The sequence below is a fragment of the Phenylobacterium sp. genome (genome assembly GCF_036563285.1).
In the GTDB taxonomy this organism is placed as follows: Bacteria; Pseudomonadota; Alphaproteobacteria; order Caulobacterales; family Caulobacteraceae; genus Phenylobacterium.
The window spans coordinates 548,954-573,477 of record NZ_DATCMR010000006.1 but is presented as its reverse complement, the minus strand read 5'-3'; the positions used below and the strand labels follow the sequence as shown (position 1 = coordinate 573,477).

At 69.8% G+C, this 24,524-nt stretch carries 28 protein-coding genes; 16 read left to right on the top strand and 12 right to left on the bottom strand.

What is annotated here, in order from left to right; all coding sequences use genetic code 11:
- Window positions 1-46: 46 nt before the first annotated feature.
- A complete protein-coding gene (locus VIL76_RS07725; protein WP_332044423.1) occupies window positions 47-1,477 on the bottom strand; it encodes a carboxylesterase/lipase family protein in 1,431 nt (476 codons plus the stop codon).
- 139 nt (window positions 1,478-1,616) lie between these two features.
- Here VIL76_RS07725 and VIL76_RS07720 point away from each other — a divergent pair, with 139 nt between their 5' ends.
- The 8 genes from VIL76_RS07720 (at window position 1,617) to VIL76_RS07685 (ending at window position 7,315) form a co-directional block, all read left to right on the top strand.
- Complete coding sequence (locus VIL76_RS07720) at window positions 1,617-1,880, top strand: hypothetical protein (protein ID WP_332044422.1); 264 nt, start codon at window positions 1,617-1,619, stop codon at window positions 1,878-1,880.
- Window positions 1,881-2,159: 279 nt separating this feature from the next.
- A complete protein-coding gene (locus VIL76_RS07715; protein WP_332044421.1) occupies window positions 2,160-2,579 on the top strand; it encodes a curli assembly protein CsgF in 420 nt (139 codons plus the stop codon).
- Window positions 2,579-3,568 (top strand): CsgG/HfaB family protein, encoded by a 990-nt coding sequence (locus VIL76_RS07710; protein WP_332044420.1) that lies wholly within the window; start codon window positions 2,579-2,581, stop codon window positions 3,566-3,568. Before VIL76_RS07715 ends, VIL76_RS07710 begins: the two co-directional genes overlap by 1 nt.
- 183 nt (window positions 3,569-3,751) lie before the next feature.
- Window positions 3,752-4,762 (top strand): hypothetical protein, encoded by a 1,011-nt coding sequence (locus tag VIL76_RS07705; protein WP_332044419.1) that lies wholly within the window; start codon window positions 3,752-3,754, stop codon window positions 4,760-4,762.
- 63 nt (window positions 4,763-4,825) lie between these two features.
- Window positions 4,826-5,425 carry a hypothetical protein gene (locus VIL76_RS07700; RefSeq protein ID WP_332044418.1) on the top strand — a complete coding sequence of 200 codons (600 nt, stop codon included), beginning with the start codon at window positions 4,826-4,828 and terminating at the stop codon, window positions 5,423-5,425.
- Between the two features lie 54 nt (window positions 5,426-5,479).
- Window positions 5,480-5,743: a hypothetical protein gene (locus tag VIL76_RS07695; protein ID WP_332044417.1), complete on the top strand. Its 264-nt coding sequence runs from the start codon at window positions 5,480-5,482 to the stop codon at window positions 5,741-5,743.
- Between the two features lie 83 nt (window positions 5,744-5,826).
- Window positions 5,827-6,075: a glutaredoxin domain-containing protein gene (locus VIL76_RS07690; RefSeq protein WP_332044416.1), complete on the top strand. Its 249-nt coding sequence runs from the start codon at window positions 5,827-5,829 to the stop codon at window positions 6,073-6,075.
- A 13-nt stretch (window positions 6,076-6,088) separates the two neighbouring features.
- Entirely contained in the window at window positions 6,089-7,315 is a 1,227-nt protein-coding gene (locus VIL76_RS07685; protein WP_332044415.1) for a ferritin-like protein, read from the top strand.
- 127 nt (window positions 7,316-7,442) lie between these two features.
- Here VIL76_RS07685 and VIL76_RS07680 read toward each other — a convergent pair whose 3' ends face one another.
- On the bottom strand, window positions 7,443-9,530 hold the full coding sequence (locus VIL76_RS07680) for a TonB-dependent receptor plug domain-containing protein (protein WP_332044414.1): 2,088 nt from the start codon (window positions 9,528-9,530) through the stop codon (window positions 7,443-7,445).
- A gap of 154 nt (window positions 9,531-9,684) precedes the next feature.
- Between VIL76_RS07680 and VIL76_RS07675 the strand changes: the two genes are divergently transcribed.
- Complete coding sequence (locus VIL76_RS07675; RefSeq protein ID WP_332044413.1) at window positions 9,685-10,284, top strand: metalloregulator ArsR/SmtB family transcription factor; 600 nt, start codon at window positions 9,685-9,687, stop codon at window positions 10,282-10,284.
- Here VIL76_RS07675 and VIL76_RS07670 read toward each other — a convergent pair.
- Window positions 10,281-10,961: an SDR family NAD(P)-dependent oxidoreductase gene (locus VIL76_RS07670; RefSeq protein ID WP_332044412.1), complete on the bottom strand. Its 681-nt coding sequence runs from the start codon at window positions 10,959-10,961 to the stop codon at window positions 10,281-10,283. The genes VIL76_RS07675 and VIL76_RS07670 overlap by 4 nt on opposite strands.
- Before the next feature lie 101 nt (window positions 10,962-11,062).
- Here VIL76_RS07670 and VIL76_RS07665 point away from each other — a divergent pair, with 101 nt between their 5' ends.
- Genes VIL76_RS07665 through VIL76_RS07650 form a run of 4 tightly spaced genes read left to right on the top strand, consistent with a single transcriptional unit; the run spans window position 11,063 to window position 13,150 of the window.
- A complete protein-coding gene (locus VIL76_RS07665; protein WP_332044411.1) occupies window positions 11,063-11,365 on the top strand; it encodes a PadR family transcriptional regulator in 303 nt (100 codons plus the stop codon).
- On the top strand, window positions 11,362-12,000 hold the full coding sequence (locus tag VIL76_RS07660; protein ID WP_332044410.1) for a hypothetical protein: 639 nt from the start codon (window positions 11,362-11,364) through the stop codon (window positions 11,998-12,000). Before VIL76_RS07665 ends, VIL76_RS07660 begins: the two co-directional genes overlap by 4 nt.
- Entirely contained in the window at window positions 11,997-12,506 is a 510-nt protein-coding gene (locus tag VIL76_RS07655; protein WP_332044409.1) for a serine hydrolase domain-containing protein, read from the top strand. Before VIL76_RS07660 ends, VIL76_RS07655 begins: the two co-directional genes overlap by 4 nt.
- Window positions 12,389-13,150, top strand: coding sequence for a serine hydrolase domain-containing protein (locus VIL76_RS07650; protein ID WP_332044549.1), 762 nt, complete (start codon window positions 12,389-12,391; stop codon window positions 13,148-13,150). Before VIL76_RS07655 ends, VIL76_RS07650 begins: the two co-directional genes overlap by 118 nt.
- 64 nt (window positions 13,151-13,214) lie before the next feature.
- On the opposite strand, the gene VIL76_RS07645 is transcribed toward VIL76_RS07650, so the two are convergent.
- Window positions 13,215-14,390 (bottom strand): acetyl-CoA C-acetyltransferase, encoded by a 1,176-nt coding sequence (locus tag VIL76_RS07645; protein WP_332044408.1) that lies wholly within the window; start codon window positions 14,388-14,390, stop codon window positions 13,215-13,217.
- A 238-nt stretch (window positions 14,391-14,628) separates the two neighbouring features.
- Here VIL76_RS07645 and VIL76_RS07640 point away from each other — a divergent pair, with 238 nt between their 5' ends.
- Window positions 14,629-15,066, top strand: a complete 438-nt coding sequence (locus tag VIL76_RS07640; RefSeq protein WP_332044407.1) for a calcium-binding protein — start codon at window positions 14,629-14,631, stop codon at window positions 15,064-15,066.
- A 41-nt stretch (window positions 15,067-15,107) separates the two neighbouring features.
- On the opposite strand, the gene VIL76_RS07635 is transcribed toward VIL76_RS07640, so the two are convergent.
- Window positions 15,108-17,087, bottom strand: a complete 1,980-nt coding sequence (locus tag VIL76_RS07635) for a redoxin family protein (RefSeq protein WP_332044406.1) — start codon at window positions 17,085-17,087, stop codon at window positions 15,108-15,110.
- A 97-nt stretch (window positions 17,088-17,184) separates the two neighbouring features.
- The gene (locus VIL76_RS07630) at window positions 17,185-17,757 is read right to left on the bottom strand and encodes a hypothetical protein (protein WP_332044405.1); all 573 of its coding nucleotides are present in this window, start codon (window positions 17,755-17,757) and stop codon (window positions 17,185-17,187) included.
- Window positions 17,758-17,864: 107 nt separating this feature from the next.
- Here VIL76_RS07630 and VIL76_RS07625 point away from each other — a divergent pair, with 107 nt between their 5' ends.
- Both VIL76_RS07625 and VIL76_RS07620 read left to right on the top strand, forming a co-directional pair.
- Complete coding sequence (locus tag VIL76_RS07625) at window positions 17,865-18,278, top strand: response regulator transcription factor (RefSeq protein WP_332044404.1); 414 nt, start codon at window positions 17,865-17,867, stop codon at window positions 18,276-18,278.
- A 96-nt stretch (window positions 18,279-18,374) separates the two neighbouring features.
- Window positions 18,375-18,917: a DUF4199 domain-containing protein gene (locus tag VIL76_RS07620; RefSeq protein ID WP_332044403.1), complete on the top strand. Its 543-nt coding sequence runs from the start codon at window positions 18,375-18,377 to the stop codon at window positions 18,915-18,917.
- Here VIL76_RS07620 and VIL76_RS07615 read toward each other — a convergent pair.
- The 6 genes from VIL76_RS07615 to VIL76_RS07590 all read right to left on the bottom strand — a co-directional run bounded on the left by VIL76_RS07615 (window position 18,914) and on the right by VIL76_RS07590 (window position 24,433).
- The gene (locus VIL76_RS07615; RefSeq protein ID WP_332044402.1) at window positions 18,914-19,657 is read right to left on the bottom strand and encodes a peptidase; all 744 of its coding nucleotides are present in this window, start codon (window positions 19,655-19,657) and stop codon (window positions 18,914-18,916) included. The two genes, VIL76_RS07620 and VIL76_RS07615, sit on opposite strands and share 4 nt — an antisense overlap.
- 10 nt (window positions 19,658-19,667) lie before the next feature.
- A complete protein-coding gene (locus VIL76_RS07610; protein WP_332044401.1) occupies window positions 19,668-20,486 on the bottom strand; it encodes a transglutaminase family protein in 819 nt (272 codons plus the stop codon).
- On the bottom strand, window positions 20,486-21,427 hold the full coding sequence (locus VIL76_RS07605) for an alpha-E domain-containing protein (RefSeq protein WP_332044400.1): 942 nt from the start codon (window positions 21,425-21,427) through the stop codon (window positions 20,486-20,488). The genes VIL76_RS07610 and VIL76_RS07605 overlap by 1 nt, the downstream gene beginning before the upstream one ends.
- Window positions 21,427-22,848 (bottom strand): circularly permuted type 2 ATP-grasp protein, encoded by a 1,422-nt coding sequence (locus VIL76_RS07600; protein ID WP_332044399.1) that lies wholly within the window; start codon window positions 22,846-22,848, stop codon window positions 21,427-21,429. Before VIL76_RS07600 ends, VIL76_RS07605 begins: the two co-directional genes overlap by 1 nt.
- A 132-nt stretch (window positions 22,849-22,980) precedes the next feature.
- Entirely contained in the window at window positions 22,981-23,478 is a 498-nt protein-coding gene (locus tag VIL76_RS07595) for a GAF domain-containing protein (RefSeq protein ID WP_332044398.1), read from the bottom strand.
- A gap of 31 nt (window positions 23,479-23,509) precedes the next feature.
- Window positions 23,510-24,433: a response regulator gene (locus VIL76_RS07590; protein WP_332044397.1), complete on the bottom strand. Its 924-nt coding sequence runs from the start codon at window positions 24,431-24,433 to the stop codon at window positions 23,510-23,512.
- Window positions 24,434-24,524 lie beyond the last annotated feature (91 nt).

The following is a 24,524-nucleotide window of genomic DNA, read 5'->3' as shown; positions in this document are numbered from 1 at the left end:
TCCCCACCCGACCTAAACGGTCAAGCCTGCCGTCGGTTGCCAGCCCTCAGCGTGCTGCCGGCTCCGCGGCCTGCGCCGCGTCCAGCGCCGCCTTGCGGAAGTTGGTGCGGACGCCGGAGGGCGAGCCGAACTCCATCAGCTGGTCCGTCCTCGGGTCGTAATTCGGCCAGGGCGTGGTCCCGCAGCGCGGCGCCCCCGTCTTGGCGAACGACACCCAGCAGGCGTGCATGGTGGCCGCCATGGCGCGGTCCTCCTCGGACGGCTTGGCCGGTCCGGAGACCGGATTGGCCGGATTGGGCCGCGCCATCGTCGGGTTCAGCTGGCCGTCGAACACGTAGTAGATCTCGCCCGCGTGCGGCGCGCCCATGTTGTCGGGGCTTCGCTTCTCCGTCGGCACATAGGAGAAGAAGTAGAGCCAGGCCGGCTTGCCGTCCGCCGACTTGGCCGCGATGAACCGCGCCGGCGCCCCGCCCTGCCGGTCGGTCCAATCGACCGCGGCCTGGCCCTTCAGCGACTGGTCGAGCCACGCCTCCCAGCTGTTGGAGCCCACGATCAGCGGCACGTCGACGGTGTGCTTGCGCGCCATCGCCAGTACCGCGGACTGGGTCATCAGCCGGCCGTCGACGATCGGGAACAGCGCGCCGCGGTGCGCCGCCACCAGCTTCTCGGCCGGCAGGGCCTTCAGCTCCGCCAGGGTCGCCGTGGGCCCAGCCCCGGCCTTCACCGCCAGCGCCTGGCCGTCGGCCTCGGCCTTGGCCAGCGGCGCCGAGGCGCCCCAGGTGATGTTCGACTCCACGATCGCCTGGCTGAACAGCCCGCGCGCCGCCTTCAGGCCCAGCAGCGCATAGATGTCGATGGCGCCGGCTGACTCCCCGAACACCGTGACGCGCTTCGGGTCTCCGCCGAACGCCTTGATGTTGGCCTGCACCCAGCGCAGCGCCGCCAGCTGGTCCATCAGCCCGTAGCTGGCCAGCGGCTCTCTGGAGCCGGCGGCCCTGGTGATCGCCGGGTGCGCGAAGAAGCCCAGCGGGCCCAGGCGGTAGTTGATCGTCACCATGACGATGCCGTCCTTGGCGAAGGCCGGGCTGTCGTACATCGCGCCCGACCCGCCGGTGTTGGAGCCGCCGTGGATCCACACCATCACCGGCGCGGCCTTCGCGCCCGCCGGGGCGGTGACGTTCAGATACAGGCAGTCCTCGGACGGCTTCGGCCCGCCCGGACGGCTCGGCTGCATGCAGCTGGCGGGATACTCGGTCGCCGGCCGCTCGCCGCTCCAGCGCTGCGCCGGCTGCGGCGGCTTCCAGCGCAGCTCGCCCACCGGCGGCGCCGCGAACGGTATGCCCCGGAAGCTCACCAGGCCGTCGGCCCGCTCGCCCACCAGCACGCCCTCGGCGACCTTGGCCCTCACCGGCTCGGCCTGCGCCGCGCCCGCGCACGCCAGAAAGAGCGCCAACGCGCCTGCCAGCAAACGTCTCATCGTTCCTCCCCGCAGCGCCGTTCAGACGGGCGCCTTCTGTACCCGTATCATCGGGGCATCAGCGCCGGTCCGCCACCCCGCCGTTGGGCGTTTCGGCGAGACGTGCGTTGCAAGGGGAAAGCCACCTCCTGGAGATCCCATGCGCGCCATCGTTCCCGCCTTCGCCGCCGTCGCCGCCCTTGCGCTCGCCGCCTGCAGCGGCCCCGCCGAGGACGCCGCCCACCGCGAGGCCAACGCCGTCGACGCCGCCGGCGAACGCCAGGCCGACGCCCTCGAACGCCAGGCCGCCGCCACCTCCAACGAAGCCCAGGAAACCGCCCTCAACAAACAGGCCGACGCGGTCGAGAACGCCGCCGACAAGAAGTCCGACGAGATGCACCGCCAGGTCGATAAGGACCACTGAGCAGGGCGCGGCGTCGCTGCACGCCACGGCGTGCCGCCCCCTAACTCAACCCGACCGCGAACACCGCAATTCTAAGTACACGCCAAATAGTCAAGCTTGTATTTGCGTCTCCACACGCAGCTATGCTTAAGCTTAAACAGACGTGCGGACGAGTTGATCTCTCCTAAATAAATATTCCGCGTGCATTCGTCAGCACACCGGCGTACTTAGTTCTCGACGCGGACAAATTGACGCACCCGGCCACCGGGTCGGACGCAGGTTCCGCGCGGCGGGGCTTAAATGCGATTACTTCTACTGGGCTCGCTCTGTGCTGTCGTGTGCACGGGCTCAGCCGCAGCCCAGGACCTGGTCCACACGCCGGTTGATCCGAGCTTCGGCGGCAGCCCCTTCAACTCGCCCCACCTGCTGGCCATCGCCGGCGCCCAGAACGAGTTCAAGGATCCCAACGCCATCCGGCCGGGCCAAAGCCAGGCCAGCCTGTTCGCCAGCCAACTCCAGTCGCGCCTGCTGTCCGCCCTCGCCAACCAGGTCACCGAGGCGATCTTCGGCGAGAACCCGCAGGAGAGCGGCACCATCACGTTCGGCGGCCAGACGATCACCTTCCTGCGGGGGCTGGAGTCGGTGCTCCTTACCATCAGCGACGCTGCGAGCGGGGAAGTCACCCGCATCGAGGTGCCCACCTTCGTGAAGGTGGGTTGATGCGCGCCGCGCTCCTCCTCGCCGCGGCCGCCATGGCGCTCGGCGGCTGCGCCATCGGCCCGCGCAAGGCGGAGATCTCGAAGCTGCCGGTGTTCACCGCGCCCAGTCCCGTTCAGAAGCAGCTCTCGAAGCTGCCGCCGCCGTCGGCGCCCGTGGCGGTCGCCGTCTACGCCTTCAGCGACCAGACCGGACAGTTCAAGCCGAGCGACCTGGGCCAAACGCTGTCGCGCGCGGTGACGCAGGGTTCCAGCTCCATGCTCGTGAAGTCGCTGCAGGACGCAGGCGCGCGGCGCTGGTTCACCGTGGTCGAGCGCGAGCAGCTCAAGAACCTGCTGCAGGAACGCCAGATCATCCGCGACATGCGCGAGCGCTACCTGGGCGAAAAGTCGACGAACGCCGGCGCCTTGCCCGCCCTGCTGTTTGCCGGCGTGCTGCTGGAAGGCGGCGTGATCGGCTATGACACCAACACGGTCACCGGCGGCGCCGGCGCGGGCTTCCTGGGGATCAGCGCGTCCACCCAGTACCGCCAGGATACGGTGACGGTCTACCTCCGCGCCGTCTCGGTGAAGACCGGCGAGGTCCTCACCTCGGTGACCACCTCCAAGACCATCGCCTCGTTCCAGGTGGGGGCCAACGCCTTCAAGTACGTCGGCTTCAAGGAGTTGCTCCAGGCAGAGGCCGGGTTCACCACCAACGAGCCCGACCAGCTGGCCCTCCAGCAGGCGATCGAAAAGGCCGTCTACGGCCTGGTTCTCGAAGGGGTCGACCTTGGCCTCTGGACCTTTGCCGACCGCGACGCCGGCTGGCCGTTCCTGCACCGCTACCGCCAGGAGCGCGACGGCCTCTATTCGGCGGAAGATATGCAGGCGGCGCGACTGGCGCCCCAACCGGCGGCCGCGCCGAAGCGCCAGGCCTCGACGCCTGCGAAAGCGATCACCTCTTCGTCCGCCAAGCGCGAGACCGTCATGGCGTCGCGCGGACCGGGCTGAAGAGAACCCCGGCGGCCGGGGTTCCAGCCCCGACCGCAGGGATCGACCGGCAGAGACGATCCTGCCCGCTCGAGCGACCCCTAGGGGCCGCGGCCGAGCGCACATGCATCTAACCGACCCAAGTCGTCCGCCCGGCATCTCCTGCGAGGGTCACCGGGCTCACTCCAAGCGAATGGATATTACATGAAGCGCTCAATCTTCGCATCGGTTTCGGCCGCTGCCCTCCTGCTCGCCGGCGCCGCGTCCGCCCAGGGGATGAACACCGCCCAGGTGCAGCAGCCCGGGAACAACAACAACGCCGCCATCAACCAGACCGCCGCGACCGGCGGCACTTCCCGGATCGACCAGACCAGCGACTACAACCGGGCGACCAACACCCAGTCTGGCGATAGCTCTGACAGCAACATCGTGCAGAACAGCGGCGAAGGCGGCTCCCACCGCGCCAACGTGAACCAGAACGACGACAGCACCTCGACCGTGTACCAGAGTGGCAACCGTAACCAGGCCACCGTCAACCAGAACGGCGATTTCAACACCTCCAACGTCAACCAGTCGGGCGACGACGGCCGGGTGGGCACGAGCGACGGCAACAACAATCCGCTGACCTGGGGTGTGAACCAGCAGGGCGACTACAACTCGTCGGACGTGCAGCAGTCCGGCCCCGGCTCGGTCACGGTGAGCCAGGACAGCACCTCGCGCGACGGCCTCGGCGACACCAACGGCGACAGCCTCTACAACCGCTCCACCGTCACCCAGAACGGATCGAGCGTCGCCCAGATCAGCCAGGTCGGCGAAAACGTCTCGATGGTGGACCAGCAGGGCAACGGCCAGTCCGCCTACATCCAGCAGGTGGGCTACGACAACTCCTCCATGGTCAATCAGCGGGTCGGCGCCAGCAACTCCGACGCCACCGTGAACCAGACGGAAGACGGCAACGGCAACTCCGCCACCATCGACCAGCAGGAAGGCGACAACAGCGCCACGATCAACCAGTCCGGGGACCGCAACACGGCAGAGATCACCCAGTCCGGCGAGCTGCTGCTCGCGTCGATCTCCCAGAGCGGGAACGACAACACGGCCGGGATCAACCAGTCGGGCTACAACAACAATGCCCAAATCAGCCAGGCGTCGGATGGCAACTCGGCCAACATCGGCCAGAGCGGCTCCAACAACGTGGCCGTGATCAACCAGTAAGGCTTCGGACCGGCCGGCGCCGTTCGGCGCCGGCCGGCTCCTCCTCAACGGAAGGCTTCCCTCATGCGAGCGCCTCTTCTTGCGACCGGTCTGGTCATCCTCGGCGGCGCCGCCGCTGCTGCGCCGGGCTCGGTCTACGTGGATCAGGTGGGCGTCGGAAACCGCGCCGTCGTCACCCAGTCCGGCGGACCGGGCGCCCGGGCGCGTGTGGTGCAGCAGGGCGACGCAAACACCACCCGCATCGATCAGGCGGGCCCGCAGTCCTCCGCCGAAGCCGTGCAGGACGGCGCGGCCAACGACACCACCGTCCAGCAGACCGGCGGCGCCCAGGCGATGCGCTCCGGCCAGGCCGGCGCCGGCAACCGCATCGAGCTCAGGCAGATCGGGCCCGGGGCGAACGAGGCGGTGCTGTCCCAATCGGGCGAACGCAACGCACTGGCGCTCACTCAGGAGGGCTCCGCCAACCGCGCCGACCTCTCCCAGCAGGGCGAGGACAACGCCATGACGGCGGCCCAGACCGGCGACAACAACAAGCTGAAGTGGGCGCAGGAAGGCGCGGGTCTCCTGGACCTGAACGTCCTCCAGTCAGGCGGGGCGGCCGTCTCCATCACCCAGACCTACGGCGGCGTCCCGGTGGCCGTGATCACCAACGGCCGCCCGTGACCGGCCGCGGGGAAGGTCCTTCCAATTGCAGCAGGCCCGGCGAAGGGGCCCCCCGTGCAATCCTTTGAGTGCCGCACCCTCGACGAGCGGTCCGCGGAGCAGGAGGTCAGCTGGTTCATGGTCGCCGACCTCGAGCGCGCTTGCGACCTGGCGCGTGCTCACCTGCTCTCCGACCCTCGCCGGATATCGCTGGAGCTGCACCTTGATGGGCGGTGCATCTTCACGGTGACGCGCGCGGACCTGCTGGCGCCGGGCCCCCCTGCCCCCTCTCGATCCTGGTTCTCGGCCGCCCGCCGTCGCCGACCGACGTCCCACTAGCCCGATCGCGCCTTTGGCTAACCTGCGGAACGCACCCCATCGCGGGCGGTTACGGCTACTCGCATGACAACCAGGGGCTTCGAATGACCGCCACACGCCGCGCCACGCTCTACCGGATGGTGACGCCTGACCACACCTGTCCGTTCGGCGTGAAGGCCAAGGCCCTCCTCGACGAACACGGCTTCGAGGTGGAGGAGCACATCCTCGGCACGCGCGCGGAGGTCGACGCGTTCGAGGCCGAGCAGGGCGTCTCCACCACGCCACAGGTTTTCGTCGACGGCGAGCGCATCGGTGGCTCCGACGAACTCGAAAGATTCCTCGCCCGACCCTAAGCGCGCCGCCCGCATGATCGAGACCCGCGAACACCTCATCCACGTCCTTACTGAGGCCGCGCAGATCGAGCACAATCTTCTCTGCTCGTATCTCTACGCCGCCTTCAGCCTGAAGCGGCCGGGGGACCCGGACCTCACCCACAGACAAGCAGACGCCGTCGAGCGCTGGCGCAAAACCATCGTCAAGGTGGCGCTCGAGGAGATGGCCCACCTCGCGACCGTCAACAACCTGCTGGTGGCCGTGGGCGGCGCTCCGCACTTCGACCGCGCCAACCTGCCGCTTGCGCCCGGATACCACCCGGCCGGCGTCGTGGTGCGCCTGACGCCCTTCAGCCGCGAGACGCTGGACCATTTCATCTTCCTGGAGCGCGCCGACCATCACGCCCTCGACGACGCCCCCGGCTTCGAGCCGGCGGATGTGGAGCGCAAGGCCCGGCGCGGTGGCCTGACGCCGTCCGCCGCCGACTACGAGACCGTGGGCGCGCTCTACGACTCCATCTCGCATGGGCTGCGCCGGCTCTGCGAACGCCACGGCGAGGCGCAGCTCATCGACCGCAGCGGCGTCCGCCAGCTCGACGCCGAGACCGCCCGGCTGCCCAACGTCGCGCGGATCACCAGTCTGGAGGCCGCGCTCTCCGCCGTCGCCTGGATCAAGGAAGAGGGCGAAGGCTCCGCCGGGACCTCCGCGGCGACCGAGAGCCACTTCGACCGCTTCTCCGCGATCCGTGACGAGTGGGCGGCCCTGTCCGCGGAGGCGCCCGCCTTCCAGCCCGCCTGGCCTGCCGCCCACGACCCGGTCATGCGCAAGCCCGCCGAAGGCTTGCAGCGGGTCTGGATCACGCAGGAGCCGGCCGCCAGCCTCGTCGACCTGGGCAACGCCCTCTATGGCTTCATGCTGCAGGTCCTGAGCCAGACCTTCGCCTGCGACGACCCTGACGATCAGCGCCGTCTGATGAATGTCTCCGTGGAGCTGATGGAGGGATGCGCAGCGGCGGCGACGGCGCTGGCGCGCCTGCCGGCCAGCTCCGAGCACCCGGGCGTCAACGCCGGCCTGACCTTCGCAGTGCCCAGGAACCTCGGCTTCCGTCCGGTGGGCGTCGCGCGCCGCCAGCTGTTCCTCGAACGCCTGGTGGAGCTGCGTGAGGGCGCCGCTCGCCTGGGGCCGGCGCTGACCCAGGACGCTCGCGAGAAGCTCGACCGGCGGCTGGGCGAGTCGGTGGCGGTCCTCCAGCGCTCGTGACCGGCGGCGATGGCGCGGGCCCTGCCGCCTCCCTTGCGGCAGCGATGGCGGGAGGCGGACTGCATGCGAAGCCCGTCGCCAGAGGGTCGCCTCCCGTCGATGCTGCCGCGTCGGGGGAGCTGGCAGGTCACCCCCCAAACGCCTTCCGGAACCGGAAGAACAGGCTCCCGCCCCACTCCAGGTCGCGCACGTCCACGTAGTTCAGCAAGCCCAGGTTCCGGGGGCCGAAGTACGCCTCGCGGATGCGCTTGGCGTTGCGCTGGTTGAAGGCCTGGGCCTCCACGCGCAGGGTGATGTCGGGCCGCGCCTTCCATTCGTAGAAGGCCAGCACCTGGGTGGACATCTTCTTGGTCTCGACCTCGCTCAGCCGGTACGCCGTCTCGCGGAAGGCGCCGATCGCGTCGATCCCCCACACCGCCCGCCACCGCGGCAGGTCCTGGGTGAAGTGGGCGTCCCAGACGATTGGCGACAGCGGCCCAGGCTCGCGCACCCCGTCGTAGCGCATGGAGGAGATTTCCCGATCCAGCCCCGTGACCGGGTCGGTTACCGACGTCTCGCGCCGGGCCACCTGCCCGCGGAACTGGGCGCCCGAAAGCCCCAGACGCTCCAAGGGCAGGGTGATGCTGGCGACGTACTCCAGCTTGGTCCCCGGCCCGATGTTGCCCGGCGCATCGGCCAGGATCGGCGCGGGCGCCAGGGGCGTCGGCGGAACGCCGAAGATCGGGATGCGGTCCACCACATCGGTCAGGTCGAAGTACCGGACGGTCAGCACCACGGCCCCTGCGCCCCAGAACCGGCGCTCGTAGGCCGCTTCGTAGACCCAGGCCTGCTGCGGCCGCAGGTCCGGGTTGCCGGAGGTCACCACGCCCGTGGAGGCCACCGCCGAGCCCGCCACGAAGTCGTCGAACACCAGTTGGCTGACTTCCCGCTCGACGCGCAGCCGCAGCTGGTCGGTCGAAGTCGGGTTCCAGGTGGCGGCCAGCCGAGGCTTCGTGAACCGGAAGCTGTTCTCCAGCGCCACGTCGCCGGTGGAGGTGATCTCCGACTGCTCCTGCCGCAGCCCCGCCTCCACCGTCAGCTTCTCGCTGGCCCGCCAGGAGCCGCGGAACTGCAGCTCCGCGCGCTGCTCCTCGATCTGCACGTCGGCGGCCGGCACCCGCAGGGCGGCGCCGTTGACGGTGAGGTCCGTCTCGCTGTCGAGCCTGTTGAGCGCGCCCTCCGCGGAGAGCTCGTAGGTCAGGGTCGGCGACTGGCGGATCTTGAAGGTGGCCCGCCCGACGCTCTCCTGGCCTTCCCGGTGGAGCCTGAAGTCACGCACCAGGCCGGGCGCCTCGAAATGCACGGTGGTGACGCCGCGGTTCTCCTGCCGGAAGCCGATCCCCTCGAAGCCGAGCCAGGACGCGAGCGGCCGCGAATAGCGGACGCCCAGTTCCACCTGCCGGCGGTCGACGCGGTCGTACTCGTACTCCATCCCGCCGCCTTCGAAGCGGTCGTAGATCTCCACATAGCTGGGGTTGAACATCAGGGCGCCGGTGAGCCGGACGCGACCGCCCACCAGCGGCTGCTCGTAGGCGCCGGTGGTCCAGATGCGCTGGCCGCCGGAATCGGCGTCGACGTTCGAGCGCAGGCGCACCGTGCCGTCGGCGTTGTAGCGGATGCGGGTCCCGTCCCCGAGTTCCTCGTTGGGGCCCTTGCCGTAGACCTGCGCGAGCTCGGCCGACCGTCCGCCGGGCCAGCGCCACTGCGCCTCCCCGCGGAACGACAGCAGCACCCGGTGGTCGTAGAGGAAGTTGGCGGTGGGCGCGATCGCGGCGCGGAAGCCGGCCGTCTGCCGGCGCACCACATTGGCGAGCACCGACTTGCCCTCCATGTCGATGCCAGGCGCCCCGCCGCGGATCAGCTCGATGCGCTCCACCGACTGGGCGGGGATGCGCTTTAGGATCTCGTCGAGCGCGTCGTTCTTGGCGACCGGCGGCTGGCCGTCGATCAGCACGTTGCCGCCGGCCCCCGCGAGGCCTCGGATCTGCTGGCCCTTGTCGAAGGTGAAGCCCGGAAGGCGGATCACCATGTCGTAAGCGCTGACCGGCTGGGCCTCGGCGAAGAAGGCCGGCGGATAGGCGGTGATCCCGCGCTCAGCCGGCGCCGCCGGCGCGGGCGCAGCCGTCTGCACGGCCACCGGCTGCAGGGCCGCGGCGATCATCAGCCAGGCGCTCATCGAAGCAGCCCCTCCCCCTCGCGCTTCGGCCTTTTTGCGACCGTTCGTGCTCTTTAGCTACCGACGTTCGTTGTACGCCGTGTTTCAGCGGCGCCGTGCGGCGCCCGGGCCACGCTTGCGTCTATTTCGATGTTTGTCTAATTAGACGCCCATCATGCCTGATCCCGACCTCAGCCCCCTGCTCGCCTTCTTCAAGGCCATGGCCAACGAGAGCCGCCTGCGCATCGTGGGCCTGCTGGCCCAGCGCGAGCGCACGGTCCAGGAGCTCGCCGAGACCCTGCAGCTCAAGGAGCCGACCGTCTCCCATCACCTGGCCGTCCTGAAGGCGCTCGGCCTCATCGACGTGCGCCCCGAAGGCGTCATGCGCTGGCATGCGCTCAAGCCCGGCGCGCTGGCCGAGATGAACCGCAAGCTCCTCGACCAGGACGCCGCCGCGATGGCGCCTGAGATCGACTGGGAGGGCCGCGTTATGGCCGCCTTCGTCGACGCCGAAGGCAAGCTGAAGTCCATCCCCGCGGCCCGGCGCAAGCGCTGGGTGGTCCTGAAGTGGCTCGCCGCCCGCTTCGAGAACGGCCGCCGCTACGCCGAAGCCGAGGTCAACGAGATCCTCCAGCAGCGCCACTGGGACAGCGCCACCCTGCGCCGCGAGCTGATCGGCGCGCGCATGCTGGCCCGCGAGGCCGGCGTCTACTGGCGCCTGCCCGAAGCGGAGTGGAAGCACTTCGCCGACCAGAAGCCAGACCTGGCGGCCTAGACCCTTCCCGTCACCGGCACGAGGGCGCCGGTGACCGCCCTCGCCTCTTCGCTCGCCAGGAACAGGATCACAGCGGCGAGGTCGTCGGGCGCCACCCACTTGGCCGGGTCGGCCTTGGGCATGTCGGCCCGGTTGGCGGGCGTGTCGATGATCGACGGCAGCACGGCGTTCACCGTCACCCCCTCGTCCTTCAGTTCCTCCGCGAGCGCCTGGGTGAGCGCATGCACCCCGGCTTTCGCTGCCGCGTAGGCCCCCATCCCGAGCCCCGCCTTCAGCGCCGCGTTCGAGCCCACGTTCACGATCCGCCCCGCCGCCGAGCGCTTCAGGTGCGGGATGGCCGCCCGGCTGGCGTTGGCGGCGGTGAGCACGTTCAGCCGGTACATGGCCGGCCACCTGTCGATGGAGCCTTCCTGCAGGGTCTCCCAGGCGAAGCCGCCGGCGATGTTCAGCAGGGCGTCGATCCCGCCGAACCGGTCGGCCACAGCGTCCATGGCCGCGCCCGCCTGCACCGCGTCGGTGAGGTCCACCCCGCCCAGGGCCAGCGCGCCCTCTGTCGTCGGACCGTCCTGGGCATAGTCGATCAGCGCCAGCCAGTAGCCCTGCGCCTGCGCCGCCCGCGCGACCGCCGAGCCCAGGACGCCGAACGCCCCCGTGATCGCCGCCACACGCCCCGCCATCGCGCCCTCCCGCTTGTCGCAGCCTAGATGCGACAAGCCCGCGGTGCGACGCAAGCCGAGCCCGCTTGACTCTAGCTCGATATATATCGAGTATGAAGCGCATGACGCGCACACGACGCCCCTCCCCGGCCGCCCAGCGCCTGCTCGCCGCCCTGCTGGCGACGTCGCCCGGCTGGCGGCACGGCTACGACCTCACCAAGGCGACCCGCGTCGGCGCGGGGACGCTCTACCCCCTGCTCGACCGCTGGGCCCGCGATGGCCTCCTGGAGTCGGAATGGCTCCCGTCGGAAACGCCGGGTCGTCCCGCTCGCCACGCGTACCGCCTGACCAGCAAGGGAATGGCCTTCGCCCACCAGTGGACCGCCGACGCGGCGCCCTGCGCACACCAAGGACTGGCTACATGACCCACAGGTTCGCCCGCGCCGTCGTACGCCAAGCCGCGCGCCTGCTGGCCGACGTCCGCCCCGATCACGCCCGCGCTCTCGCGGCCGAGGTGGAGCACATCGCGGACCCTCCGCAGGCGCTGGCCTTCGCCTCGGGCGGTCTTTGGGCCGCTCTGCGCATGCGCCTGACGCTGCCGGCCGTCGCTGTGTTGCTCTCGCGCCTCACCTTGGCCATCACGGTCATCGGGTTCGGGGCCTTCCACCTGATCGCCCCGCTGGGCGGCTTCTGCGCCAAGATCGAGCTCCTGGGGGGCGCGCCCGGAGCCTGCGCCCTCGCGCTGCCGGCCGCGCAGCTCGAGCAAGTCGGTGAGATCACCATCGTGAGCGCCGCCCTCCGATACGCCCTCATGGCAGGGCTTGGCGCGATCCTCTTCTACACGACCTGGGTGGTGGCCTTCGCCCAGACGCGGGCGGCCCTCGCCGCCATAGCCGCCGTGGGGCTGCTGGCGCTGGTGTCCTTCCTCATAGGCGTCCCCCCGCCGCAGCCCCCGTCCGACTACGTGGTTCAACTCACCGGCCTCGCCGTGGTCGCCACCTTCCTTGAGTGCTTCTGGCGCTGGGACAGCGCGCGCCTCGCCCACAGGCTTGCCCGGTGAGCCTGCTGCCCGTCCCGACTCGACGCGCCGCCATGGCGGCCCTGCTTGCGGCAGCCGCAGCGCCGGCCCAAGCCCAGCAGGCGCCCGCCGCGGCCGTCCCCGGCTCGGACGCCCTTGAGGCCGCCGCCGAGAGGCTGGTCCGCGACCGCCTCACCGCCGGGCTGCAGGTCTGCGTGCGAAAGCAGGGCCGCACCGTCGTCTCCCGAGGCTTCGGCTTCGCCAACCTGGAACATGGCGCGGCGATGACCCCCGCCTCCGTCTGTCGCGTCGCCTCGGTGACCAAAACCTTCACGGCCGCCCTCGTTCTGTTGCTCGCCGAAGAGGGGCGGCTGAGCCTGGACGATACGCTCGAACGGCGCCGGGCTTCCCGAAAGGCCGGCGGATCACCCTGCGCCAGCTGCTCAACCACACCTCCGGCCTGTGGAACTTCACCGACACGGACGACATCCGCGGCCTGCTCAATCGCGCGCGCCGCGACTACACCGACGACGAGTTGCTCGCCCTGATGCGCTCCCCCAAGGAGGTACTGAAGACGGAGCCCGGTACGGCCGCCGCCTATTCCAACACCGGCTACGTCCTCCTGGCGCAGGTGCTGGAGCGGACGAGCGGCCGAACCTATGCCGAGCTGCTGCGGGAGAAGATCACCGGGCCCCTCGGCCTCTTGCACACCGCCCCGGACGACCGCGCCGACGTGGTCCCGGGCCGGGTCCAGGGGTATCTGATCGACAGGGCGGCGGCGGGGCGCTTCCGCAACAACAGCTTTGTCAGCGGGACCTGGGGCAAGGGGGCCGGCAACATCCGGTCGACCGCCGAGGAGCTGTGCGTGTGGCAGGAGGCGCTGTTCGCCGGCCGCGTCCTGAAGCCCGCCAGCCTGGAAGCCATGCTGGCGCCGACGAAGCTGCGCGACGGGTCGGAGGCCAAGCCGGCGTACGGCCTGGGCATGATGATCGGCGAGGCGCAGGGCCGGCGGTACTACCACCACGACGGCGCCACCGCCGGCTTCGCCGCCCATGTCATGAGCTTCCCCAACGCCGGCGCGACCCTGGCCTACGTGTTCAATGCCGACTGGGGAGAGAACCGCCCGGACCCCGAGGCGCTGCGCCTCATGAACGCCTTCCGGGGCGCGGCCCTGCGCCTGGCGCTGAGCTGAAGCTGACAGGAAAAGGCCCCGCCTCGGTGGAGGCGGGGCCCTCGAAACGCCAATGGGTGCGCCGCTAGAGCGCTTCCACGATGGTCACATTGGCCATGCCGCCGCCTTCGCACATGGTCTGCAGGCCCCACTTCTTGCCGCGGTTCCTCAGGGCGTAGATCAGCGTGGTCATCAGCTTGGTGCCCGAGGCGCCCAGCGGGTGGCCGAGCGCGATGGCGCCGCCGTTGACGTTCAGCTTTTCCGGGTCGGCGCCCAGGGTGTTCAGCCAGGCCACCGGCACCGAGGCGAAGGCCTCGTTGACCTCGAACAGGTCGATGTCGTCGACGCTCATGCCGGCCTTCTTCAAGGCTCGCTCGGTCGCCGGGATCGGGGCTTCCAGCATGATCACCGGGTCGTGGCCGAGCAGCGACAGGTGGTGGATGCGGGCCATCGGCGTGAGGCCCAGCTCCTTCAGCGCCTTCTCCGAGACGATCATCACGCCCGAGGCGCCGTCGCAGATCTGGCTCGAGGTCGCCGCGGTGATGGCGCCGCCTTCCTTCAGCAGCTTCACGCCGCGCATGCCTTCCATGGAGACGTCGAAGCGGATGCCCTCGTCGCTGTCGTGGCGGACCGAGGCGCCTTCCTTGTCCTTGCCGTCGACGGCGATGATCTCGTCCTTGAAGGCGCCGGCCTGGGTGGCGGCGATCGCCCGCTGGTGGGACCGGTAGCCGTACTCGTCCAGCTGGTCCTTGGTCAGCCCGTACTTCTCGGCGACCATCTCGGCGCCCATGAACTGGCTGAACTGGATATTCGGGTAGCGGTCTTCCATCCGCGGGCTCTTCGGGCCGCCGAACCCTTCCTTGAACGGCAGGGTGACGGACAGGCCCATCGGCACGCGCGTCATGCTCTCGACGCCGGCGGCGATCACCACGTCCTGGGTGCCGCTCATCACCGCCTGGGCGGCGAAGTGCAGGGCCTGCTGGGACGAGCCGCACTGGCGGTCCACCGAGGTGCCCGGCACGCTCTCCGGCAGCTTCGAGGCCAGCACCGCGTTGCGCGCGATGTTGGTGGCCTGCTCGCCCACCTGCATGACGCAGCCCATGACCACGTCCTCGACCCGCTCGGGGTCGACGCCGGTGCGGTCAACGAGCTCGTTCAGCACCACTGCGCCCAGGTCGGCCGGGTGCCATTCGCGCAGGCGCCCTCCCTTGCGGCCCCCGGCTGTGCGGGTTGCGGCGACGATGTAGGCGGCCTCGGCCATCTCGGATGCTCCTCAAGGATCTGGTGCGCGGCTTCCGCGCGTCCGAACAAATGTATGACGGCGCCGTGGGGTAAGCCAACCGGCCGCCGCGGCCCGCCGCCAAGGTCGCGCTCGGAACGAAAAGCTTTGAGCCCGTCAAGCGCTGCCGACATCGCAATACTTTGAAGGAAGGGTACGGGGCGCTCGCCAGTTGTGTTCGGGCGCGAGGGACGCGCTCACAGACAATCGGAATGAGCTCATGGCGAACTGGCAGCCCAATCAGGGCGAGTGGAAGCATACGCTTTACGGCACGGACCAAGGGGAGTGGCTGGTGGGCTACTCGTCCGATGACACGATCTACGGCAACGGGGGCGACGACACCGCCGAAGGGGTTCACGGCAGCGACATCATCGACGGGGGCGACGGCAACGACACCATCGTTGGCGGCACCGGCACCGACTGGCTGACCGGCGGCCTCGGCGCCGACCGGTTCATCATCGAGCAGAACGGCGGCTGGGACGTAATCTACGACTATCACGCCGACCAGGGCGACCAGATCTGGATCAAGAAGGCCGGGACCAAGGACTACGAAGTCGTCGAGAGCGACGGCGACACCTTGATCAACCTCGGCAACGGCGACGGCATCGTCCTCGTCGGGGTGACCAATTTCAACAGCAACGAGCTCAACTTCTACTGAGCCGGCAAGGCCGCCCCTCGCGGGGCGGCCCAACCTTTCGTCTAACGGCCCGCGGCAGCTGCCGGCGAGGCCTCGGCGCGGCGGCGCTGCGACTGCATCGCCTTCATCGCCTCGTTCATTTCGAGCTTGTCGATGGCCCCGTCCTTGTTGGCGTCGATCATCTCGAAACGCGGGGCCAGGTTCTTCCCGAACTGGCCGCGCAGCTCGGCCTTCTGGACCTTGCCGTCGAGGTTGTCGTCCATGGCGCCGAGCAGCCGGGTGTCCTGGAAGCGGGCGTCGGAGTCGATCTGCTGGGCGGCCGTCTCGTCCATCCAGCGGAACTCGATCTGGGTGAACAGCATCTCCTCGTGGCTCTGCTCGCCCCAGGTGACCTGGATCTTGGGGTCCGGGTTGGCCGGGTTGCGCTTGGAGTTGTCGTACCAGTAGCGGGCGATCAGCCGCGCGCCGGCCGGCACCTTCACGGGCTCGGCGAAGGTGTAGGCCCGCTGCCAGTTGAAGTCGTAGCGCGGCATGGAGAGCAGCAGCTTCTTCTTGCCGTCGGCGTACTGGATCCACAGGTCCGAGGCCGTGGCGCGGTAGTGGGCGTGCACGAAGGCCGAGTAGAGCAGCGCCTCCTTCGGGAACTCCAGGTAGGCCTGCTCCTCGTGGTAGGCGGTGTTCGGCGGGATGGTGATCGTGGGATCGCTGATCGCCACCTGGCGCATGATGTACTTGGGCGGGTCCTTCCGGAAGTAGATGCCCACCTCGGAGGCGTCGACCGCCTCCTTGCCGTAGGGCGTGTAGTGCATCTGGAAGCCCACCGCCCCGCCCGGCGGCAGGTAGGTGCCCACGTCGCCGGTGTAGACGTCGGCTTCCGAGCCCACCGCGTAGCGGCCGACCGAGTTGCGCCAGTTGCCTTCGGAGGAGACGCCGTTCTTCGGAGCCTCCTTCATCCAGCCGGAGAGCAGGTGGTGCACCGCGCGCCGGTCGCCCGGCTTGACGGCCGTCGCCCGGATCCAGCGGCCCTCCGTCTCGGTGTTGACCGTGAACGGACGCTGGTAGTCCACCGTCCCGGAGGCCGGCACCTTGTAGGACGGCACCTTCAGGATCAGGTCCGGCTTGCCCAGCGGCCATTCCGGCGCGGCGATCTTCTTCACCGCCAGGGGATCGGAGCCCTCGCCGCGCGGCGCGCCCGCTTCCACCCAGTGGACCAGCGTCTTGATCTCGGCGGGCGTCAGGTTCTTGGAATCGGAGAAGTGGCCCACCCGCGGGTCCGCGGCATAGGGCGGCATCCGGTCGGTGCGGATCACCTCGCGGATCATGGGGGCGAAGCCCTTGACCATGTCGTAGGAGGTCATGGCGAACGGACCGATGCCGCCGGGGCTGTGGCAGGCGACGCAGCGCGCCTCTAGGATCGGCGCCACGTCCTTCACATAGGTCAGCTTGCCGCTGTTGCGCTTCGCGAAGGCGATCGGCGCCCCCTTGGACGCTGCGCCCGCGACGCTCACCGGCCGTCCCGCGACCAGCGCGTCAATGGCGTCCGGCGCGCCACCCAGGGCGCCGCGGTAGACCACCTGCCAGGTCCTGGGGTTGATCACCACCGCCTCGGCCGAACGGGTGACGCCGAGCGACTCCCCGATCAGCTGGTTGTTGTCCATCATCACCGGAACCTTGAAGCCCGCCTTCTGGACCTCGGCCTGGACCCCTTCCAGGGTGTCCTTGGCGGTCGGGTTCAGCATGACGACCTCGACGCCCTTGGGCCCGTAGGTCTCGGCGAGACGGTTCACCTGCGCCGCGGAGGCCCGGATGACCGAATCCCCGTTGGCCTGGGTGACGATCACCACCGCCGGCCCGCTGCCCATACGGTAGAGCTCGTGGGCGACCAGGTTCTGGTCCACCAGCATGAAGTTGCCGACGTGTGCGGGCGCCGTCGTGGCCGTGTCGGTCACCAGGGCCAGGGCGTTCGGCGCCCCCTCGTTCGCGGCGCAGCCGGCCAGCAGCGCGGCGCTGCCCAGCAGTGCGGCAAGGCGATAGGTGACCATGTTCGTCTCTTCCCTAGGACAGCCACGCGGCAGGCGGCTCTTCGGCGACTGTGCCGTGGTTGGTCCTACATGGAAAGAACGCCGTTCAGTTATCGCGTTACGGTATTGTCACCTTCTCGCCGTGGATCTCGGTGATCCGCAGGATGATGGTCTCGTCGGTGCAGAAGCGGTTGCCGCGCTCTCCGCGCACCCGCAGCCGGTCCAGGGGCAGGTTGCGCTCGACGGCGTCGAAGAAGTGCACGCGGCCGTTGCGGACGCCCCGGAACACGCTCCAGTGGCCGCCCCCGCCCCTGGCCTTGCCCCAGTTCACCCCGACGATGGCGCTGGCGTAGCCCGAACGGGTGATGGCCGACAGCTCGCGGACGTAGGCCTCGGCGCTGGGGAAGTCGTCGTGGCCGAACGGCTGCTGCACGGCGATCCGGACGTCGATCCGGCGCTTCACCCGCACCGCCGCCCGCTTGGCGAGGTCGACCACCTTGTCGATGGTCATGCCGTTCCACAGCACGGCCGGATAGGCGTCCTGCGGAATCGCGCGGGCGGTCGCGCGGAATACGTCCTCCCCGAAGTCCGGCACGTCGCCGGCCTCGAACAGCAAGTGCAGGGCGTTCACCACCGCGTACATGCCGCACAGGCCGTTCAGGTCGCCCTGGTTGTAGGGCTTCAGCCTCATGCCGCTACGCCTCCACGCCACGCCCACGCCGGCTCGTTGATTAGCGACGCCCGCGCGGCGGAACAACGGCCGGTTGACGCTCAGGGCGGATCACGCACCATCCGGACATGATCCGCACGGTGATCCTCTGGGGCCTGGTGCTGGCCGCGGGGGCCCTCCTGCTGCAGTGGCTGGAATACCAGTACCTGGCCCGCGCCTTCTCCATCGAGGCCTATGTGGGCCTCATCGGCGTCGCCTGCGCGGCCGGCGGGGTGTGGCTCGGCTGGAAGCTCACCCAGCGCCGCGCGCCGGCCCCGTTCGAGCGCAACGCCGCAGCGGTGGCCTCGCTGGGGCTCACCGGCCAGGAGGTGAAGGTGCTGGAGCGCCTGGCGGCCGGCCAGTCCAACAAGGAGATCGCCCGCACCCTGGGCCTCTCCCCCAACACCGTGAAGACCCACGTGGCCAACCTCTTCGCCAAGCTTCAGGTGAGCCGCCGGACCCAGGCGATCAGCAAGGCCCGCGACCTGCACCTGATCGCCTGAAACGGTCGCAAGCTGACGAATTCACCCTTTCGGGCGATACCCTGGCCCGGGGCGGCGGTGCAGCTTCAAGGCATCGTCCAATCGGGAGAACACACAATGCTCCGCATCATCCTGACCTACGGCCTGATCTCGGGCGTGGTCATCATCGCCGCCATGGCGGGGACCCTGGTCCTCAACGGCGGGGCGCCGCACGCCAACGTCTGGCTCGGCTACCTGATAATGCTGGTGGCCCTGTCGTCCATTCTTGTCGGCGTGAAGCAGCATCGTGACCAGGCGCTGGGCGGCGTGATCCGCTTCTGGCCGGCGCTTGGGATAGGCCTCGGCATCGCCGTGGTCGCCTCCATCGCCTACGTGCTCACCTGGGAAGTCTATCTGGCCGTGACCGACTACGACTTCATCGGCGACTACACGGCTCAGATGCTGGAGGCCAAACGCGCCGCCGGCGTCACGGGCGCGGCCTACGACAAGGCCGTGGCCGAGATGGAGACCATGAAGGCCCAGTACGCCAACCCGCTGTTCCGGATGCCGATGACCTTCGCGGAGATCTTCCCGGTGGGGCTTCTCATCTCGCTGGTCACCGCCGCCCTGGTGCGCAATCCGCGGTTCCTGCCGGCTCGCAGCCGACCCGTCGCGGCCTAGCTCGTCTTGCCGTAGGGCGGCCTGGGGATCGACGCCTGGGCCGCCTTCAGCGCCTCGCTCCAGCGGTCGTTCAGCTCGCGGAAATAGGGGTCGTACTCGTCGATCCGGTGGGTCAGCTCGGCCCGCGCCTGCCCCGGCCGGGCGACCATCAGGTCGATCGGCAGGCCCACCGCCAGGTTCGAGCGCATGGTCGAGGAAAAAGAGATCAGCCCGATCTTCACCGCCTCGTAGAGGTCGGTCTCGTAGGTCAGCGCCCGGTCGAGGATCGGCTTGCCGTACTTGGTCTCCCCGATCTGCAGGTAGGGCGTGTCCTGGCCGCACTCGATGAAGTTGCCGGCCACGTAGACCAGGAATAGCCGGCTGGGCTCCCCGCCCACGCTGCCGCCCACCAGCAGGGTGGCGTCGAAGTTGATCTCCGCCTGCTGCAGCCCCTCCATCTCGTCCCGGGTGGCGCGGATCGACTGGCCGATCAGGTAGGCGGCGCGGTGGATGGAGGCGCAGGTCTGCAGGCTCTCCTGCAAGTCGGTGTCCGGCGCGGTGATGCCCAGCGCCACCCGCTCCAGCGCCTGCTGCGTCGTCGACAGGCTGCCCGCCGAGGCCACCGCGATCAACCGCTCGCCGTCGTTCCCGTAGATGCGCAGCTTGCGGTAGGTCGAGATGTTGTCGACGCCGGCGTTGGTGCGCGTATCGGCCAGCATCGCCAGCCCCTCGCGCACCAGCAGGCCCACGCAATAGGTCACTTGGGCGTCCTCATTGCTGCTGGGCCTGACAGGTGCGGTCCACGGCCCGAACCACGACCTCCAGGCTCTCCTCGCCCCCGCCGCGGCGCGCCCCGCGGATCGGCGCGGCGTCCAGGTAGTCCAGCCCCACCGCCATGCGAAGGTAGGCCCCGTCGGGACAGACCCCGTTGGCGGCGTCGAAGGCCACCCAGCCGAGGTCCGGCACGTAGGCCTCCGCCCAGGCGTGCGCCGCCTCCTGCTCCGGGTCGTCGCGCCGCGCCAGGTGCCCGGAGACGTAGCGGGCCGGCGCGCCGATCAGCCGGGCGGCGCCGACGAAGATGTGGGCGTAGTCCTGGCACACGCCCCGGGCGCTGGCGAACGCCGCCGACGCCGGCGTCGCGGCGTCCGAGACGCCGGTCTCGAAGGTCATGGCGCCGTACAGCCGCGCCATCAGGTCGTGCAGCCTGCCAAGCGCGTCGCCGCCCTGCACCGCCTGGGCGAGCTCGCGGATCGCGGCGTCCGGCTCGGTGAGCGGCGTCTGGCGCAGGAACACCTGGGGCGGCAGGGGCTCGGGCGCGGCGCGGACCACGCCCGCGCGGTCCTCCACCTCCGCCTCCCCCGTGGCGCGCACGGTCAGCGTCTCGACCGGACCCTCTGCATAGAAGTGGTGGATGACGTTGCCGAAGGCGTCGCGGCGCTCGCGCAGGAAGCCGTCGGCGTCCACCTCCACCCGCCAGGAGACGATCCGCTGGCCGTCGTGGTCCTGCGGGCTCTGGCGCAGCACCTGGATCACGCCTTCGGCAGGCCGGCGGTAGGCGTAGGTGGTGGCGTGGCTGACCCGGATGCGCATCAGAACAGGAACTGCTCGGCCACCGCAGCGCCCAGCCGGTTGTTGTCGGCCAGGAAGCGGTCGACGAACTCGTGCAAGCCGGAGGCGAACACCTCGTCGATGTTGGTCTCGGCCAGCTGGCGCTGGACGGCGGAGGCGATCCGGTGCGCCGGCCCGCGCCGGCCGCTGTCGGCGGCGAGCGAGTCCAGCAGGGTCAGGATCTGGTCGTAACAGGCGGTCAGCGAGCGCGGCATCTTGCTGTTGAAGATCAGCAGGTCGGCCACCAGCCAGGGCTTCACGTCGCCCTTGTAGACCCACCGGTAAGCCGTGTGCGCCGAGACCGTGCGCAGGATCGTCCCCCACTGGAAGTAGTCGAGGCTGCCGCCCACCAGTTCGTCCCTCGGCAGCAGCAGGTGGTACTTCACGTCGAGGATGCGGGCGGTGTTGTCGGCCCGCTCCACCGCCGCTCCCAGCTGCAGGAACCAGTAGCCGTCGCCGCGCAGCATGGTGCGGTAGGCCGAGCCCTCGAACGCCACCACCGCCCGCTGGGCGGCTTCCACCAGGTCGGCGGCGCGGCTGCGGGAGAGGCCCCGCGTGGGGTAGCGCTGGATATCCTGCCAGCCGGAATTCAGCGCCTCCCAGGCCTGCAGGGTGAGCGCCGTGCGCACCGCCCGCGCATTGCCGCGCGCCTGCTCCAGGCACCCCCGGATCGACGAGCCGTTGCGCGGATCGACCGTCAGGAAGGCGATGACGTCCTTCTCGGTCACCGCCGGATTGCAGGCGTTGTAGGCATCCAGCACGCCCGCCGAGGCGAGCGCGCCCGTCCAGGCGCTGGGATCGCCGCCGTAGGTCGAGGGCAGGCTCGCCAGCCGGATGGTGGCGTCGAGCAGGCGCGCCAGGAAGTCGGCCCGCTCCAGGTAGCGGCCGGACCAGTAGAGGTTGGACGCCGTACGCGAGAGCATCAGCCGTCCACCACCCACGTGTCCTTGGTGCCGCCGCCCTGGCTGGAGTTGACCACCAGCGAGCCTTCGGTGAGCGCCACCCGGGTCAGCCCGCCGGGCACCACCCTCACCCCGTCCGCGCCGGTGAGCACGAAGGGCCGCAGGTCCACGTGCCGCGGCTCGATGCAACTGTCGCGCAGGGTGGGACAGGTGGATAGGGACAGCGTCGGCTGGGCGATGAACTTCTCGGGCTGGGCGGCGAGCTTGTCCCGGAACTCGGCGATCTGCGCCTTGCTGGCGTGCGGCCCCACCAGCATGCCGTAGCCGCCGGACCCGTCGACCTCCTTCACCACCAGCTCCGGCAGGCGCTCGAGGATGAAGGCGAGCTCGGCCGGGTCGCGGCCGCGCCAGGTCGGCACGTTCTTGAGGATCGGCTCCTCGCCGGTGAAGAAGCGGATGATCTGCGGCATGTAGCTGTAGATCGCCTTGTCGTCGGCGACCCCGTTGCCGACCGCATTGGCCAGGGTGACGTTCCCCGCCAGGTAGGCCGCGAACAGCCCCGGCACGCCCAGGGTGGAGTCCGGCCGGAACGCCAGCGGATCCAGGAAGGCGTCGTCGATGCGCCGGTAGATCACGTCCACCCGCCGAGGGCCCTCGGTGGTGCGCATGTAGACCACCTCGTCGAGGACGAAGAGGTCGGCGCCCTCCACCAGCTCCACCCCCATCTTGTCGGCCAGGAAGCTGTGCTCGTAGAACGCCGAGTTGTAGGGACCGGGCGTCAGGACCACGATGCCGGGCTCCTGCTCGCGCCCCGCCGGCGCCACCGACGCCAGGGTCTGGCGCAGCAGGTCGGTGTAGGTCTCCACCGGCGCCACCCGGGCCCGCTCCACCAGCTCCGGGAACAGCCGCAGCATCATCTCCCGGTTCTCGAGCATGTAGGAGACGCCGGACGGCGTGCGGGCGTTGTCCTCCAGGACGTAGAACTCGTCCTCGCCGGTGCGCACGAGGTCGATGCCGGCGATGTGGACGTGGACGTCCCCGGCCGGCCGGTGGCCGGCCACCGCCAGTTGGTACTGTGGGTTGAGCAGCACGAGGTCGGCGGGGACGACGCCGGCCCGGATCGCCTCCTGCGGACCGTAGACGTCCGCCAGGAAGGCGTTGAGGGCCTTCACCCGCTGCACCAGGCCGCGCTCCAGATAGCTCCATTCGCGGCGGGTCAGCACCCGCGGCACCACGTCGAAGGGGATGAGCCGCTCGGCGCCTTCCTCGTCGCCGTAGACGCCGAAGGTGATCCCGGTGCGCCGGAACAGCAGCTCGGCCTGGGCGTGGCGGGTCTTCAGGATCTCGTGGGGCGTCTCGCTGAGCCAGCGGCGGATCTCGGCGTAGGCCGGCCGCCCGTCACTGCCTGGCGCGCCGTCCGCCTCGTCGAAGCTCGCCTGCAATAGGCTCTCCCGCCACCGTCCACGTCCGGCCGCTAAACGCGGCCGTTCCGCGATTGTTACATCCCCGCGCGGGCTTAGCGGCAAGCGCCGATAGGGCGACGGTCCGATCTGCCCAGAAAGCGGGCGCCTGCCTCAGGCCTCCGCGAAGGTCCTGAGCAGGATCCGCTCGAGCCAATGCCGGTCCACCTCGTCGAAGGCGGCCGGCTGCTCGGAATCCACGTCGAACACGGCGATCAGCCGGGCCTGGGCGTCCACCACCGGCACCACGATCTCGCTCTTCGAGCGGCTGTCGCAGGCGATGTGGCCGGGGAAGGCCTCCACGTCGGCGACGATCTGGGTCTGGCGGGAGCGCGCGGCTGCCCCGCAGACGCCTCGGCCGAACGGGATGCGCAGGCAGCCCAGCGTCCCCTGGTAGGGGCCGACGACCAGCTCGTCCTTGTCGGGGTCCACCAGGTAGAAGCCGGTCCAGAAATAGTGCTCGAACGCGTGGTTCAGCATGGCGGCGATGGTCGCCATGCAGGCGATCTGGTTCGTCTCGCCGGCAAGGACGGAGGCGATCTCCTCGGCCACGGCGGCGTATCGCTCGGCCTTGCCGGCCGGCAGGGTCATTTCGTTGAAGGCTTCGGCCATGTCGCCGGTTTAGCGGCCCGCGCGGCGCGGGTCACGCGGCCTTCTTTGTGCGGCCGATCTTGTGCTTCACCACCGCGGCCAGGTGGCTGACCAGCTTGGCGGCCTCCTTCGAGCGCTCCGGCGGGATATCCAGCAGCTGGCCCATGGACTTGAAATGGACGTCCAGCAGGGCCGCGTCGCAGCGCTCCGGCCCGCCCATGGCGTCCACGTAGTCGATCAGCAGCTGCGAGGCGCGCTCCACCATGGCGTCGCGCACCTGGCGGGCGCGGAAGCTGGTGTGCTGCAGCACGCGGTAGGTCATCTTCAGGGTCTCGCGGTCGACCCCGCCGCGGACGCTGATAAGGCGGCGCAGGGCCTCCAGCTCGATGCTGATCGTCTCGCGGGTCGCGGTGCGCTCCACCTGGTCGACCACCTCGTCCGGGTCGCTCATGCGGCGCATGGGCCCGGCGTAGGCCAGCTCGACCCGCCGGCGGCGGTCCGGGCCGATGTAGGCTTCCGAGACGATGAACTGGCGCGGCTTCATCAGCACCAGCTGGATGCGCGAGAGCAGCGCCGCGGGCGTGAAGGGCTTGATAACGAACTCGTTCACCCCGGCCAGACGGGCCTCCTCGACCTCCTTCTGGCTCCGATGGGCGGTGACGATGATCATCGGCACCTGCGGGTTCGGCACCCGGCGGTCGGGGTGGACGGCGGCCCGTCGGATCGAGCGGGTCAGCTCCAGTCCGCCCATCACGGGCATGTTCCAGTCGCAGAAGATGATGTCCGGATCCCAGCGGGCGAGCGTCTGGCGGGCGCGCATGCCGTCGTCGGCCGTCTCCACGCGCCCCACGCCGCCGGCGCGCAGCACGTCGCAGATCAGCCGCTGCACATTGGCGTTGTCGTCGACGACCAGCACCTTGAGCGAGGCAAGGGCGTCGGGACGCATGCTGGCGCTGGGCAGGGTGCGAGGGGCCATCCGACTCTCTTCTGGGTCGATCGACCTGGGAGATTGACGCATCGCGGTTGAGAAGCCGTTTATGCAGGCGGTTAATCGGGGGACGAACACC

Bases quoted from the DNA above. Each gene is read 5' to 3' on its own strand.
- VIL76_RS07725 (WP_332044423.1), bottom strand. From the start codon at position 1,477: ATGAGACGTTTGCTGGCAGGCGCGTTGGCGCTCTTTCTGGCGTGCGCG.
- VIL76_RS07720 (WP_332044422.1), top strand. From the start codon at position 1,617: ATGCGCGCCATCGTTCCCGCCTTCGCCGCCGTCGCCGCCCTTGCGCTC.
- VIL76_RS07715 (WP_332044421.1), top strand. From the start codon at position 2,160: ATGCGATTACTTCTACTGGGCTCGCTCTGTGCTGTCGTGTGCACGGGC.
- VIL76_RS07710 (WP_332044420.1), top strand. From the start codon at position 2,579: ATGCGCGCCGCGCTCCTCCTCGCCGCGGCCGCCATGGCGCTCGGCGGC.
- VIL76_RS07705 (WP_332044419.1), top strand. From the start codon at position 3,752: ATGAAGCGCTCAATCTTCGCATCGGTTTCGGCCGCTGCCCTCCTGCTC.
- VIL76_RS07700 (WP_332044418.1), top strand. From the start codon at position 4,826: ATGCGAGCGCCTCTTCTTGCGACCGGTCTGGTCATCCTCGGCGGCGCC.
- VIL76_RS07690 (WP_332044416.1), top strand. From the start codon at position 5,827: ATGACCGCCACACGCCGCGCCACGCTCTACCGGATGGTGACGCCTGAC.
- VIL76_RS07685 (WP_332044415.1), top strand. From the start codon at position 6,089: ATGATCGAGACCCGCGAACACCTCATCCACGTCCTTACTGAGGCCGCG.
- VIL76_RS07680 (WP_332044414.1), bottom strand. From the start codon at position 9,530: ATGAGCGCCTGGCTGATGATCGCCGCGGCCCTGCAGCCGGTGGCCGTG.
- VIL76_RS07675 (WP_332044413.1), top strand. From the start codon at position 9,685: ATGCCTGATCCCGACCTCAGCCCCCTGCTCGCCTTCTTCAAGGCCATG.
- VIL76_RS07670 (WP_332044412.1), bottom strand. From the start codon at position 10,961: ATGGCGGGGCGTGTGGCGGCGATCACGGGGGCGTTCGGCGTCCTGGGC.
- VIL76_RS07665 (WP_332044411.1), top strand. From the start codon at position 11,063: ATGACGCGCACACGACGCCCCTCCCCGGCCGCCCAGCGCCTGCTCGCC.
- VIL76_RS07660 (WP_332044410.1), top strand. From the start codon at position 11,362: ATGACCCACAGGTTCGCCCGCGCCGTCGTACGCCAAGCCGCGCGCCTG.
- VIL76_RS07645 (WP_332044408.1), bottom strand. From the start codon at position 14,390: ATGGCCGAGGCCGCCTACATCGTCGCCGCAACCCGCACAGCCGGGGGC.
- VIL76_RS07640 (WP_332044407.1), top strand. From the start codon at position 14,629: ATGGCGAACTGGCAGCCCAATCAGGGCGAGTGGAAGCATACGCTTTAC.
- VIL76_RS07635 (WP_332044406.1), bottom strand. From the start codon at position 17,087: ATGGTCACCTATCGCCTTGCCGCACTGCTGGGCAGCGCCGCGCTGCTG.
- VIL76_RS07630 (WP_332044405.1), bottom strand. From the start codon at position 17,757: ATGAGGCTGAAGCCCTACAACCAGGGCGACCTGAACGGCCTGTGCGGC.
- VIL76_RS07625 (WP_332044404.1), top strand. From the start codon at position 17,865: ATGATCCGCACGGTGATCCTCTGGGGCCTGGTGCTGGCCGCGGGGGCC.
- VIL76_RS07620 (WP_332044403.1), top strand. From the start codon at position 18,375: ATGCTCCGCATCATCCTGACCTACGGCCTGATCTCGGGCGTGGTCATC.
- VIL76_RS07610 (WP_332044401.1), bottom strand. From the start codon at position 20,486: ATGCGCATCCGGGTCAGCCACGCCACCACCTACGCCTACCGCCGGCCT.
- VIL76_RS07605 (WP_332044400.1), bottom strand. From the start codon at position 21,427: ATGCTCTCGCGTACGGCGTCCAACCTCTACTGGTCCGGCCGCTACCTG.
- VIL76_RS07595 (WP_332044398.1), bottom strand. From the start codon at position 23,478: ATGGCCGAAGCCTTCAACGAAATGACCCTGCCGGCCGGCAAGGCCGAG.
- VIL76_RS07590 (WP_332044397.1), bottom strand. From the start codon at position 24,433: ATGGCCCCTCGCACCCTGCCCAGCGCCAGCATGCGTCCCGACGCCCTT.